This is a genomic window from Paraburkholderia unamae (assembly GCF_003268775.1).
Lineage (GTDB): Bacteria > Pseudomonadota > Gammaproteobacteria > Burkholderiales > Burkholderiaceae > Paraburkholderia > Paraburkholderia unamae.
Genome location: NZ_QLSU01000040.1, coordinates 16,065 through 29,085 on the forward strand (window position 1 = coordinate 16,065; position 13,021 = coordinate 29,085).

Here is a 13,021-nt window from a genome sequence, read left to right on the forward strand (position 1 = left end):
CAAGTCGAGGGAAGCCAGTCATGGACCAGTTCGATCCCGCCGCAGCCGCTGCCAGCATCGCTGAAAGAAGCGGCCATTTCATTGGCGGCGAGTATGTTGCCGGGGGCGCGGCGCGCATCGAGGTCGCGCGGCCGTCGGACGGCGTGGTCTATGCCTCGGTGCCGCTCGGCGATGCGCAACTGGTGGAGCGCGCCGTCGAGAACGCAAGGCGCGCGTTTCGCGAGAGCGGCTGGGCGCGCATGGCGCCGCGCGAGCGCGCCCGCATCCTGCGCCGCTTCGCGGACCTGATCGCCGCCGACACCGCCACGCTCGCGCCGCTCGAAGCGCTCGGCTCGACGCGTCCCGTGCGCGACGTGTGCGCGTGGGACGTGCCGTTCACGGCGGAAGGCATCCGCTTCTATGCCGAGTTCGCCGACAAGGTCGGCGGCGAGGTCGTGGCCACCGACCACGATCACCTGGGCATGACGATCGCCGAGCCTTATGGCGTGGTTGGTGCGATCGCGCCGTGGAATTTCCCGCTTGTGATGGCCTCGTGGAAGATCGGCCCGGCGCTCGCGGCGGGCAATGCGGTGGTGCTCAAGCCTTCGGAAATGACGCCGTTCTCCGTGCTGCGCCTGGCCGAACTCGCGATCGAGGCGGGCATTCCGCCTGGCATCTTCAACGTCGTGCAAGGCGACGGCGTGACGACGGGCGATGCGCTCGTGCGCCATCCGGATGTCGCGAAGGTCACGTTCACGGGCTCGACGCGCGCGGGCGCCGCGATCATGGCGGCCTGCGCGCAAAGCGGCACGAAGCCGCTCACGCTGGAGCTGGGCGGCAAGAGCCCGCAACTCGTGTTCGCCGACGCGCCGAAGCTCGATGAAGTCGCTCGCCGCATCGCCGGTGCGATTGCCGGCAACGCGGGGCAAGTGTGCGTGGCCGGCTCGCGGCTGCTGGTCGAGCGCGGCGTCGCGGACCAACTGGTGTCGCGCATCGAGCAGTCGTTCGCGACCCTGCGCGCCGGGGCGACATGGGCTTCGGGCACGACGCTGCCGCCCATCATTTCGCAGGCGCAGGCGGCGCGCATCGAAGCCATTGTCGAGCGCAGCGTGGCAGAAGGCGCCACGCTATCGTGCGGCGGCCGCCGCGCGGACGCGCCCGTGCCCGGCGCGTTCTATCTGCCCACCATCCTCACGGGCGTCACGCCGCACACCGAGGCCGTGCGCGCCGAGGTGTTCGGCCCCGTGCTCACGGTGCAAACCTTCGAGACGGAGGAGGAAGCGCTCGCGCTCGCCTCGCATCCCGAATACGGCCTCGCGGCGGGCGTGCATACGGCGGACATCGGCCGCGCGCTGCGCCTCGTGCGCGCGCTGGAGGCGGGCACCGTGTGGGTGAACCGCTACGGGCGCAGCAACGACTTCATGATCCCCACGGGCGGATACAAGCGCTCGGGCATGGGCAAGGATCTCGGCCGCCAGGGCTATGAAGCGCACCTGCGCTTCAAGAGCGTGCTGATCGATACGCGGACCTGACGACATGCCGACTGCAATGCTGACAAATCGCATGGGAAAACGCACGGCCATGCCGTTATCGCGCGCTCGATGGCGCCGCCGCAGAATCTGCTGCGGCGAGCCCTCCAAACGCGTGATTTATACCGCGCAGGCCCCACGATTCGACGCCAACCCCCAATTTTGTGCTGTTTAAATTTTCCACAGGGACGTACTTCCTCCTGTTTTCGCCACTGAGCCCGCAGCGGGTTCATCACACGAAAGGATTGCCATCATGATCGATTTCGAGCCGAAGTACATCACGTTCGACTGCTACGGCACGCTGACGAAGTTCCGCATGGCCGACATGGCGCGCGAGATGTACGGCGAGCGCCTCAAGGGCGCGGAACTCGAGAAGTTCGTTGCGTTCTTCGCGGGTTATCGCCGCGACGAAGTGCTCGGCGCATGGAAGCCGTACCGCGACGTGGTCGTCAATGCGGTGCGCCGCACCTGCAAGCGCATGAACGTCGAGTTCATCGAGTCGGAAGCCGAAAAGTTCTACACCGCCGTGCCGACCTGGGGCCCGCACCCGGACGTGCCCGAAGGCCTCTCGCGTCTCGCGAAGAAGTACAAGCTCGTGATTCTCTCGAACGCGTCGGACGACCAGATCCAGAGCAACGTGGACAAACTCGGCGCGCCGTTCCACCGCGTGTTCACGGCGCAGCAGGCGCAGTCGTACAAGCCGCGCATGCAGGGCTTCGAGTACATGTTCGACCAGTTGAACTGCAACCCCGGCGACGTGCTGCACGTCTCGTCGAGCCTGCGCTACGACCTCATGACGGCGCACGACCTGGGCATCAAGCACAAGGCGTTCGTCAAGCGCGGCCACGAGCCGGGCACGCCGTACTACGAGTACTACGAAGTCGACACGATCGGCGACCTCGCCACGCAACTGGGTCTCTGATAACCGATCACGCCAAGGCCGCCCGATGAAGCTCGATTCCTACTGGCTGGATACCGCCCCCGGCGGCCTGCTCGCAAGCGAGGGGCCGGTGGAGGGCCGCGTGGACGTCGCCGTGGTCGGCGGCGGTTTCACGGGGCTTTCCGCGGCGCTCGCCTTCGGCCACCGCGGCGCGAGCGTCGCGGTGCTCGACGCGGGCCGCATGGGCGGCGGCGCTTCGGGGCGCAACGGTGGCCAGTGCAACACGGGCGTGGCGCAGGACTATGCGGCGCTGCGCGCGCAACTGGGCGTGGAGCGCGCGCAAGGCTGCTACCGCGCGTATGCGGCGGCGGTCGAGACCGTCGAGCGGTTGATACGCGAAGAGGGCATCGACTGCGACTACCTCGCCTCGGGCAAGCTCAAGCTCGCTGCGAAGCCGCATCACCTGGCGCATATCGAACGCACGGCCGAACTGATTCGCCGCGAGGTCGATCCCGACATCGAGGTCCTGGGCCGCGAGCAGATTCGCAGCGAAGTGGATTCGGACAGCTTCTACGGCGGCCTGCTCCAGAAGCATGGCGGCCAGATGCACATGGGCCGCTTCGCGGTGGGGCTCGCAAACGCCGCCGTGCGGCGCGGCGCGCGGCTCTACGAGCATGCGGCCGTGACGTCCATCGCGAAGGAAGGCGGTGGCTACCGCGTGGAATCGTCGCGCGGCACGTTGCGCGCGCAACAGGTTCTGATCGCGACGGGGCCTTCGCGGCACGGCCCGTTCGCGTGGTACCGGCGGCGTCTCGCGCCGGTCGGCTCGTTCATCGTCGTGACCGAGCCGCTGCCGCCCGCGCAGCTCACGCGCCTTTTGCCCAACCGCCGCTCGTACACGACGAGCCGCCTCATGCACAACTATTTCCGCGTGACGCCGGATTCGCGCCTGCTGTTCGGCGGCCGTGCACGCTTCACCGCCTCCGAGCAGCCGTCCGATGCAAAGAGCGGCCGCATTCTTCAGCGCAATCTCGCGCAGCTCTTTCCGGCGCTCGCGAACGTGCGCATCGATTACTGCTGGGGCGGGCTCGTCGACATCACGGCGGACCGCCTGCCGCGCGCGGGCCAGCACGAAGGCGTGTGGTTCTCCATGGGCTACAGCGGCCACGGCACGCAGATGTCCACGCACATGGGCCAGGTGATGGCCGAGGTGATGAGCGGCAACGCTGCGGCGAACCCGTGGCGCGATTTCACGTGGCCCGCCATTCCCGGCCACACGGGCAAACCGTGGTTTTTGCCGCTCGTCGGCGCGTACTACCAGATCAAAGACGCTTTTTACTGACCCTGCTTTTTCACCTGCTTTTCCATAACACACAGCCTCGATACGTCGGGCTGCGGCCCCCCACATCAGACGCGGAGAAGTTTCATGAGCATCGACAAATCGCCTGAAGACATCGCCCACGCGGGCGTGCGGCTCGAGGAATTGACGAAGCGCGGCGCCTCGCGCCGCGACCTCCTTCGCGCGATGGTCGCGGGGGGCATGATGTCGATGACGGGCGCGGGCCTCCTCACCGCGAGCGGCGCCGCCTTCGCGCAGGAAAAGCCGAAGCAGGGCGGCAAGATCCGCGTGGCGACGCAGTCCTCGTCGGCCTCCGACACGCTCGATCCCGCGAAGGAGTCGGTGTCCACCGACTATGTGCGCGCCTACATGGTGTACAACGGGCTGACGGAGTACGACGCGCACCTCGGCGCGCAGATGGCGCTGGCGCAGTCGCTCGAAACGAAGGACGCGACGGTGTGGGTCGTGAAGCTGCGCAGCGGTGTGCAGTTCCACGACGGCAAGACGCTCGCGCCCGCCGACGTGGTCTACTCGCTCATGCGCCACAAGGACCCCGCGGTGGCCTCGAAGGTCAAGACGCTCGCCGACCAGTTCCAGGACGTGAAGGCCACGGGTCCGAACGAAGTGACGATCACGCTCACGGGGGCGAACGCCGACCTGCCCGTGATCCTCGCCGACTCGCACTTCATGATCATCAAGGACGGCACGACCGACTTCAAGACGGCCGTGGGCACCGGCCCGTTCAAGCTCAAGGACTTCTCGCCGGGCGTGCGCACGGTGGTCGTGCGCAACGAGCGCTACTGGAAGCCGGGCCTGCCGCATCTGGACGAGATCGAACTGGTCGGCATCGGCGACGAATCGGCGCGCGTGAACGCGCTGCTCTCGGGCGACGTGCAGCTCATCAACCAGGTGAGCCCGCGCTCGACCTCGCGCATCAAGGGCACGCAGGGCTTCGCCGTGAAGGAAACGAAGACGGGCCAGTACACCGACCTCATCATGCGCGACGAAGGCGGCATCACGGGCAACGCCGATTTCCGCCGCGGCATGATGCACCTGTTCGACCGCGAGCAGATCCGCAACGCCGTGTTCCTCGGCTACGGCGCGATCGGCAACGACCAGCCGATCGACCCGACCAATAAATACTATTTCGCAGGGTTGCCCGAGCGCACCTACGATCCGCAGAAGGCGAAGTTCTACTTCCAGAAGGCGAAACTCGGCAGCACGCCGCTACAGATCTACGCGTCCCCGGCGGCGGACGGCTCGGTCGAAATGGCGATGCTGCTCCAGCAGGTCGCCCCGCAGGCGGGCCTGAACCTCCAGGTGGTGCGCACGCCGGGCGACGGCTACTGGTCGAACCACTGGATGAAGCACCCGCTGACCTTCGGCAACATCAACGCGCGCCCGAGCGCCGACGTGATCTTCACGCAGTTCTTCAAGTCGGACGCGCCGTGGAACGAGGCGAACTGGAAGGACCCGAAGTTCGACCAGATGCTGCTGGCCGCGCGCGGCGAACCCGACGACGCCAAGCGCAAGAAGATCTACGGCGACATGCAGGTGCTCGTGCACAGCGACGGCGGCATCGGCATTCCGCTGTTCCTGAGCTCGCTCGACGCGCACACCACGAAGCTCAAGGGCCTCGGCTCGATTCCGATTGCGGGCCTCATGGGCTTCAAGTTCGCCGAGAACGTCTGGCTCGAAGCGTGATTGAAGCGTGATGGATGCTTGATGATTGCGGCCGGGCGCGCCTGAGTTGGCAAGTTCGGCCACCGATTTCCCGCTTCACCAGGATGAGGAGGCGACACCCGATGAAAGCTCACGCGCAACGACTCATTGCCGCGCGTCTCGGTCTCGCGCTGCTCACGTTGCTGATCGTCTCGGCAATCGTGTTCGGCCTCACGGGCCTCTTGCCCGGCGACGCCGCGCAGCAGGCGCTCGGCCAGGCGGCCACGCCCGAGCAGGTGGCCGCGCTGCGTCACCAGTTCGGCCTCGACCAGCCCGCGCTCACGCGCTACCTGCACTGGCTCCTGCATGCCGCGACGGGCAACTTCGGCACGTCGGTGTCGAATAATCAGCCGGTGAGCGAATTGATCGCCACGCGCCTGCCCAACTCGCTCGTGCTGGCGGGGCTCACCACGCTTGTTTCGGTGCCGCTCGCGCTCGCCATCGGCATCTTTTCCGCCGTGTTCCGCGGCTCGCTGCTCGATCGCGCGCTCAACGTCCTCACGCTTTCCGCCGTGGCCGTGCCCGAGTTCCTCGTCGCCACCATCGCCGTGCTGATCTTCGCGGTGAAGCTGCGCTGGCTGCCCGCGCTCTCGTACCTCTCGGAGGTGGATTCGTTCGGCACGCTGCTGCGCATCTACGCCATGCCGGTCATGACGCTGTGCTGCGTGATCGTCGCGCAGATGGCGCGCATGACGCGCGCGGCCGTGCTCGACCAGCTCGGTGCGCCGTATGTGGAAATGGCGCGCCTGAAGGGCGCGTCGCCCGCCCGCATCGTGCTGCGCCATGTGCTGCCCAACACGATCGGCCCAATCGCCAACGCCGTCGCGCTGAGCCTCTCTTACCTCTTTGGCGGCGTGGTGATCGTGGAGTCGATCTTCAACTATCCGGGCCTCGCGAGCCTCATGGTCGACGCCGTGACGAACCGCGACCTGCCGCTCGTGCAGGGCTGCGTGATGGTGTTCTGCGCCGCGTATCTGGTGCTCGTGCTGATCGCGGACCTGTGTCAAATCGTATCCAACCCGAGGCTGCGTCAACGATGAACCGACCCGCCACATCTCACGCCACGACCGTGCTCTACGCAACCAGCGAGAGCGAGGAACGGCCCGCCGCCGAAGCCGCGAAGGAAGCGCCGAACGACATTCCCACGCCGCCGCGCTCGCCGCTGCGCCGTCTCGCCGGCCGCCTTTCGGTGCTCGGCCTGATCGGTCTTGCGATTGTCGTGTTCTGGCTCGGCGTGGCCTTCATCGGGCCGCTCGTCGCGCCCTACAAGGGCGGCGCGATCACCTCCACGGAAATCTTCGGCTCGTACAGCGCGGCGCATCTGCTCGGCACCGATTTCCTCGGCCGCGACATGCTGAGCCGCGTGCTCTACGGCACGCAGTACACCGTGGGCCTCGCGCTCGCCGCCACGCTGCTCGCAAGCGGCATCGGCATATTCTTCGGACTGCTTGCCGCTGTCGCGCCGCGCTGGATCGACGAGGTGTTGAGCCGCATTTTCGACGCGCTGATCTCCATTCCGAGCAAGGTGCTCGCGCTCGTGGTGATCGCGGCGTTCGGCTCCTCGGTGCCGATGCTGATTACGGTGGCGGCGCTCGCCTATATTCCGGGCGCGTTCCGCATTTCGCGCTCGCTCGCCGTGAATCTGATGACGCTCGAATACGTGCAGGTCGCCAGAGCCCGCGGCGAAGGGCTGTTCTACATTGCCCGCGTGGAAGTGCTGCCGAACATGATCCACCCCATGCTTGCCGACTTCGGCCTGCGCTTCGTGTTCATCGTGCTGCTGCTGAGCGGCCTGTCGTTCCTGGGTCTGGGCGTCCAGCCGCCGGATGCGGACTGGGGCTCGCTCGTGCGCGAGAACATCGGCGGCCTCGCGGAAGGCGCGCCCGCTGTGCTGATGCCGGCCGTGGCCATCGCGACGCTCACGGTCGGCGTGAACCTGCTCATCGACAGCCTGCGTCGCCACGGCGGCCGCGCGCATGGAGGCGGAAAATGAACATGATCGAAGTGACGGACCTGCGCGTGGTCGCGGGCGCGGCGCCCGATCCGGTCGTCGAGATCGTCAAGGGCGTCGACTTCACCGTGAAGAAGGGCGAAGTGCTCGCGCTGATCGGCGAGTCGGGCTCGGGCAAGACCACCATCGCGCTCTCGCTGCTCGGCCATGCGCGCGACGGTTGCGCCATTGCGGGCGGCAGCGTGAAGATCGGCGGCACCGACGTGCTCGCGCTTGACGAACGCGGCCGCCGCGCGTTGCGCGCGCGCACCGTGGCCTATGTCGCGCAGAGCGCCTCGGCGGGCTTCAACCCCGCGCGCACGATCATGGACCAGGTGACCGAGCCCGCGCTGCTGCACAAGCTCATGTCGCCCGCGGCGGCGCGCGAGAAGGCGGTGAGCCTGTTCCGCGCGCTCGCGCTGCCCGCGCCGGAGACGATCGGCGCGCGCTATCCGCACCAGGTGTCGGGCGGCCAGTTGCAGCGCCTCATGGCCGCGATGGCGCTCATCACCGACCCCGCCGTGGTCGTGTTCGACGAACCTACCACGGCGCTCGACGTGACCACGCAGATCGAAGTGCTGGCGGCCTTCCGCAAGGTCGTGCGCGAACTGGGCACGACAGCCGTGTACGTGTCGCACGATCTCGCGGTGGTCGCGCAGATGGCCGATCGTATCGTCGTCCTGAACAATGGCACGGTGCGCGAGAACGGCACGACGCTCCAGGTGCTCGACGCGCCTGAGGACGACTACACGCGCGCGCTGCTGGCGGCGCGCCGCCACCCCGACCCCGGTCCGCCCGCCGCGCCCCCGGCCGCCGAAGTGCCGCTGCTCGAAGTGCGCAACCTGATCGCGGGCTACGGCCGCGTGGATGCGAACGGCGTGCCCGCCGCGCGCGTGCTGGAGGACGTGAGCCTGCGCATTGCGCGCGGCAGCGCGCTGGGCGTGATCGGCGAATCGGGTTCGGGCAAGACGACGCTCGCGCGCGTGGTGGCGGGGCTCGTGGAACGCGCGCGCGGCGAAGTGCTGCTCGACGGCGTGCCGCTGCCCGCCACGCTATCGGCGCGCACGCCCGACCAGTACCGCCGCATCCAGATCGTGTTCCAGAACGCCGACACGGCGCTCAACCCGAGCCGCACGATCGCCGACATCCTCGCGCGGCCCATGTGCTTCTATCACGGCCTGCGCGGCGCGGCGGCGAAAAAGCGCATGCTCGAACTGCTCGATCTCGTGAAGCTGCCCGCCTCGATTGCGAAGCGTCAGCCGGGCGGTCTCTCGGGCGGCCAGAAGCAGCGCGTGAACCTGGCCCGCGCACTCGCGGCGGAACCGGCGTTGATTCTGTGCGACGAGGTGACGTCCGCGCTCGACACCGTGGTCGGCGCGGCGATTCTCGACCTGCTCGGCGAATTGCGCCGCGAGCTGGGCATCTCGTACATGTTCATCAGCCACGATATTTCCACGGTGCGCGCGATTTGCGACGACGTGGTCGTGCTGTACGGCGGCCAGTGCGTCGAGGCGGGCCAGCGCGACGTGCTGGAGGCGCCGCCTTATCACCCCTACACGGGCCTGCTGGTCGATTCGGTTCCGGCGTTGCAGCCGGGCTGGCTCGACGCGCGGCGCGCCGTGGCGGGCGCGGCGCTGCCGCCGCTCGGGGCGTCGGCCGAGGTGCGCGAGCTGTGCGCGTTTCGCGCGCGTTGCCCCGTGCGTATCGATGGCGCGTGCAACGTGAGCGCGCCCGCGATGAAGCGCCTGCCGGGCGGTGCGCAGATTCTTTGCCATCACACGACGGCGGAACTGGAGCGCTTGCAGACGGCACAGGCTGCTCAGGTCGCTCAGGTCGCGCAAGCCACTCAATCGACTCAATCGACGAAGAGGGCCGCCGCATGAACGCGCGCTTCGTGAGAGTCGCGGAAGCGGGCCGCCCGACCTTCGACATCGAGATCGATGGCCGCGTGGCCCAGGCCGCCGAAGGCGACACGCTGATGGTCGCGCTGCTCGCCACCCAGGACGCGCTGCGCGACTGCGAGTTCGACGAAGGGCGGCGCGCCGGTTTCTGCCTGATGGGCGCTTGCCAGGACTGCTGGGTGTGGACCGCGCAGGGCGAGCGGCTGCGCGCCTGCACGACGCCCGCCGCGCCCGGCATGTCGATCGTCACGCGCAACGCGCTTGCCGGGGAGGGCGTATGGCCGCGCGCGCGCAACTGAAGGTGGTCGTGATCGGCGCGGGGCCCGCGGGCGTGCGCGCGGCGCAGGCGCTGGTGAGCGCCGGGCTGCGCCCGGTCGTCGTCGACGAAGGCCGGCGCGACGGCGGGCAAATCTACCGCCGCCAGCCTGAAGGGTTCAAGCGCGGCTACGAAACGCTCTACGGCACCGAGGCCGCGCGTGCGGCGGCCCTGCACCGCGACTTCGACGCGCTGCGCCCGCAGATCGACTACCGGCCCGACACGCTGGTCTGGAACGTCGGGCCGCAGTCCGTGCATCTGGCGAGCGGCGCGCGCTACGAGGAAGTGGCCTTCGACGCGCTGATCGTTTGTAGCGGCGCGACCGACCGGCTCATGCCCGTGCCCGGCTGGCAGCTGGCGGGCGCGTACAGCCTGGGCGGCGCGCAGGTGGCGCTGAAGTCGCAGGGCTGCGCCATTGGCGCGCGCACCGTCATGATGGGCACGGGCCCGCTGCTGTACCTCGTCGCCGCGCAATACGTGAAGGCGGGCGCGACGGTGAGCGCGGTGCTCGACACCTCCACGTTCGGCCAGCGCGTGCGCGCGCTGCCCGATCTGCTGCAAGTGCCCGCCGCGTTGCGCAAGGGCATGGCGCTTTTGCGCACGCTGCGCCGCGCGGGCGTGCCGGTGCATCGCGGCGTCACGCCGCTCGCCATCGAAGGCACGCCGGAGCACGGCGTGGACGCGGTGCGGGTGACGCTCGCCGACGGCCGCGAGCAGCGCGTGGCGTGCGATGCGGTCGCACTGGGCTACCACCTGCGCTCCGAAACGCAAATCGCCGATCTCGCGGGCTGTGCGTTTCGCTTCGACGCCGCCGCGCGGCAATGGCTGCCCGACGTCGATCACGACGGCCGCAGCGGCGTGGCGGGCGTGTATCTGGCCGGCGACGGCGTGCGCGTGCGCGGCGCCGACGCCGCCGAGCGCGCGGGGCGTCTCGCCGCGCTGGCCGCGTTGCAGGACGCGGGCGTGGTTTTGTCATCGGCGACGCTCGCCGAAGCGGCGAGACTGCGCGTCGAACTCGCGCGCTACACGCGCTTCGCCCAAGGCTTGCGCAAGGCGTTTCCGTGGCCTGCGCATTTTGCGGCGGCGCTGCCCGACGACACCGTGGTGTGCCGCTGCGAGTCCATCACGGCGGGCGAATTGCGCCGCGTGGTGCGCGAAACGGGCGCAACCGAAGCGAACCGCGCGAAGGCATTTTCACGCGTGGGCATGGGGCGCTGCCAGGGCCGCTTCTGTGCGCATGCAGGCGCCGAAGTGATCGCCGCCGAGGCGCGCGTGCCGCTCGAAGCCGTGGGCCGCCTGCGCGGGCAAGCGCCGGTGAAGCCGCTCACGATGACCTTGAGCGCCGCCGCGAACGGGATCGACGAAGCGCATGCGGCCCTCGCCGCGCAAACGCAGCACGGCGCGTGCTGCGCCAAGGAGTTCAGCGAATGACGGATCGCGCCGATGTGATCGTGATTGGAGGCGGCATCATCGGAACGTCGACGGCGTTCTTCCTGCGCCGCCGCCAGCGCTCAGTTATCCTGATCGAACGCGGGCTCACGGGCCAGCAGGCGAGCGGCGTGAACTTCGGCGGCGTGCGCCGCCAGGGCCGCGCGCTTTCGCAGCTCGCCATGTCCAATCGCGCGCTCGATATCTGGTATCGCGCGCAGTCGCTGCTGGGCGAGGACGTGGAGTTCCTGCCTTCGGGCCATACGCGTGTGTGCTATCACGCGCACGACGCCGAATACTTTCATCGCTACGCCGGGCAGGCGCGCGAGCACGGGCTCGATCTCGAAGTGCTCGAAGGCGCGGCGATGTTCAAGCGCTTTCCGTTCCTTGGCCGCGATGTGCTGGCCGCCTCGATCTCGCCGCGCGACGGGCACGCCAATCCGCGTCTCGCAGCACCGGCTTTCGGGCGCGCGGCCGCGCGGCTCGGCGCGCATCTCGTGGAGAACACCGAGATCGTGCGCGTGGAAAAGGAAGCGGGTGGTTTTCGCGTGGAGAGCGCCACAGGTGAGGTGTGGCGCGCGGAGCAACTGCTCATCTGCGCGGGCGCCTGGGCGGGCGCGCTTTCCGGGCAATTCGGCGAGCCGGTGCCGCTCGTCGCGCGCGGGCCGCAAATGGCCGTGACCGAGCCCGTGCCTTACCGCTTCATGCATTCCATGGGCGTCTATACGTCGGTGAAGGAAGAGAGCGTGTACTTCCGGCAGATTCCGCGCGGCAACCTCGTGCTGGGCGGCGGCCCCGCGGGCCCCGCCGATGCGCAAACGCGCCGCGCCGGCGTGCTGCCCGGCAACACCGTGCAGCAGATCGCGCAGTTCCGCCGCCTCGTCCCCGCGCTCGCGCCGTTGCATGTGATCCGCGTATGGAGCGGCGTGGAGAGCTACTTGCCGGACTCGGAGCCGGTGATCGGTCCCAGTTCGACGACGGACGGCCTCTTCTACGCGTTCGGCTTCAGCGGCTCGGGCTTCCAGATCGGGCCGGGCGTGGGCGAGACGCTCGCGGAACTGCTCGACTCGGGCGCCACCGACATGCCGCTCGACCCGTTTTCGATCGCGCGTTTCGCACACGCGGCGCGCGCCGGTTCCGAGCTTTGCGCGAGCGTATCGACGGCATCGACCGCCAGCGAGGCTTGACGATGCAGACCTTCAACGCCCCGGTCACACCGCTGCGCGACGCGCTGGCCTATATCGAAGAGAACTTCGACAAGTCCGTGAGCCTCGCCGAACTCGCCGAGGTGTCGGCGCTCAGCGTCTCGCGGTTCGCCACCGTGTTTCGTCAGCAGGTGGGTCTCTCGCCGTACAAGTACCTGTGCGAAGTGCGCGTGCGCCGCGCGCAACTCTTGCTGCTGGCGGGCGTGCCGGGCGCCGTGGTCGCGACCCAGGTGGGCTTTTTCGATCAGAGCCATCTGGCGCGTCATTTCAAGCGCTTTTGCGGCGTGACGCCGAGCGCCTTTCTTCAGCAGGCGAGGGCGCTCGAAGCCGCTTGAGCGCTCCCCGCTTGCGTCTTGCGTTACAGAATGACGTAGACCTTGCGCATGGTTTCGTCGACTTCCCACGTGCCTTCCGTGTTCGCCGCGAAAAAGAGCGTGTCGCCGCCGCGAAAATGCACGGTTGCCTCGCCGTCGGGCGTGAAGCGCCCGCAGCCGCTCAGGATGTGCATGACTTCCGCTTCCTTCACCGAACGGCGATAGGTGCCGCTGGTGCATTCGAAGAGGCCGGTATCGACGGACTCCGTGCCCGGAATCACCTTTTGCACGCCGAAAACGCGTATCGTCTGCGCGCCGGGTGTGCCCGCCGTGCCCCAGTCTTCCAGTGCCTGCACGTTGGCGCTTTGCGCGATCTGCTGAACTTTCATGATTCGTTAGCTAACCTGATTAAAGGGGG

At 68.4% G+C, this 13,021-nt stretch carries 12 protein-coding genes; 11 read left to right on the forward strand and 1 reads right to left on the reverse strand.

All coding sequences use genetic code 11. The annotated features are described in order from the left end of the window. Positions 1 to 20: 20 nt before the first annotated feature. The 11 genes from C7401_RS39165 to C7401_RS39215 all read left to right on the forward strand — a co-directional run bounded on the left by C7401_RS39165 (position 21) and on the right by C7401_RS39215 (position 12,624). On the forward strand, positions 21 to 1,511 hold the full coding sequence (locus C7401_RS39165) for an aldehyde dehydrogenase family protein (protein WP_112177420.1): 1,491 nt from the start codon (positions 21 to 23) through the stop codon (positions 1,509 to 1,511). A gap of 250 nt (positions 1,512 to 1,761) precedes the next feature. Continuing rightward, the gene (locus tag C7401_RS39170; RefSeq protein ID WP_112177421.1) at positions 1,762 to 2,430 is read left to right on the forward strand and encodes a haloacid dehalogenase type II; all 669 of its coding nucleotides are present in this window, start codon (positions 1,762 to 1,764) and stop codon (positions 2,428 to 2,430) included. Positions 2,431 to 2,455: 25 nt separating this feature from the next. Next, entirely contained in the window at positions 2,456 to 3,730 is a 1,275-nt protein-coding gene (locus tag C7401_RS39175) for an NAD(P)/FAD-dependent oxidoreductase (RefSeq protein WP_112177422.1), read from the forward strand. A gap of 84 nt (positions 3,731 to 3,814) precedes the next feature. Further along, positions 3,815 to 5,431 (forward strand): ABC transporter substrate-binding protein, encoded by a 1,617-nt coding sequence (locus tag C7401_RS39180; RefSeq protein WP_112177423.1) that lies wholly within the window; start codon positions 3,815 to 3,817, stop codon positions 5,429 to 5,431. Positions 5,432 to 5,532: 101 nt separating this feature from the next. Further along, positions 5,533 to 6,489, forward strand: a complete 957-nt coding sequence (locus tag C7401_RS39185; RefSeq protein WP_112177424.1) for an ABC transporter permease — start codon at positions 5,533 to 5,535, stop codon at positions 6,487 to 6,489. Beyond that, positions 6,486 to 7,442 carry an ABC transporter permease gene (locus C7401_RS39190; RefSeq protein ID WP_112177425.1) on the forward strand — a complete coding sequence of 319 codons (957 nt, stop codon included), beginning with the start codon at positions 6,486 to 6,488 and terminating at the stop codon, positions 7,440 to 7,442. The genes C7401_RS39185 and C7401_RS39190 overlap by 4 nt, the downstream gene beginning before the upstream one ends. Then, positions 7,439 to 9,322 (forward strand): ABC transporter ATP-binding protein, encoded by a 1,884-nt coding sequence (locus C7401_RS39195; RefSeq protein ID WP_112177426.1) that lies wholly within the window; start codon positions 7,439 to 7,441, stop codon positions 9,320 to 9,322. Before C7401_RS39190 ends, C7401_RS39195 begins: the two co-directional genes overlap by 4 nt. Continuing rightward, the gene (locus C7401_RS39200; RefSeq protein ID WP_112177427.1) at positions 9,319 to 9,639 is read left to right on the forward strand and encodes a (2Fe-2S)-binding protein; all 321 of its coding nucleotides are present in this window, start codon (positions 9,319 to 9,321) and stop codon (positions 9,637 to 9,639) included. Before C7401_RS39195 ends, C7401_RS39200 begins: the two co-directional genes overlap by 4 nt. Continuing rightward, the gene (locus C7401_RS39205) at positions 9,618 to 11,087 is read left to right on the forward strand and encodes an FAD/NAD(P)-dependent oxidoreductase (RefSeq protein ID WP_112177428.1); all 1,470 of its coding nucleotides are present in this window, start codon (positions 9,618 to 9,620) and stop codon (positions 11,085 to 11,087) included. Before C7401_RS39200 ends, C7401_RS39205 begins: the two co-directional genes overlap by 22 nt. Beyond that, a complete protein-coding gene (locus tag C7401_RS39210; protein WP_112177429.1) occupies positions 11,084 to 12,271 on the forward strand; it encodes an NAD(P)/FAD-dependent oxidoreductase in 1,188 nt (395 codons plus the stop codon). Before C7401_RS39205 ends, C7401_RS39210 begins: the two co-directional genes overlap by 4 nt. A 2-nt stretch (positions 12,272 to 12,273) precedes the next feature. Further along, positions 12,274 to 12,624 (forward strand): helix-turn-helix domain-containing protein, encoded by a 351-nt coding sequence (locus tag C7401_RS39215; protein WP_112177430.1) that lies wholly within the window; start codon positions 12,274 to 12,276, stop codon positions 12,622 to 12,624. A 23-nt stretch (positions 12,625 to 12,647) separates the two neighbouring features. On the opposite strand, the gene C7401_RS39220 is transcribed toward C7401_RS39215, so the two are convergent. Next, the gene (locus C7401_RS39220) at positions 12,648 to 12,992 is read right to left on the reverse strand and encodes a cupin domain-containing protein (protein WP_112177431.1); all 345 of its coding nucleotides are present in this window, start codon (positions 12,990 to 12,992) and stop codon (positions 12,648 to 12,650) included. Positions 12,993 to 13,021: the final 29 nt, after the last annotated feature.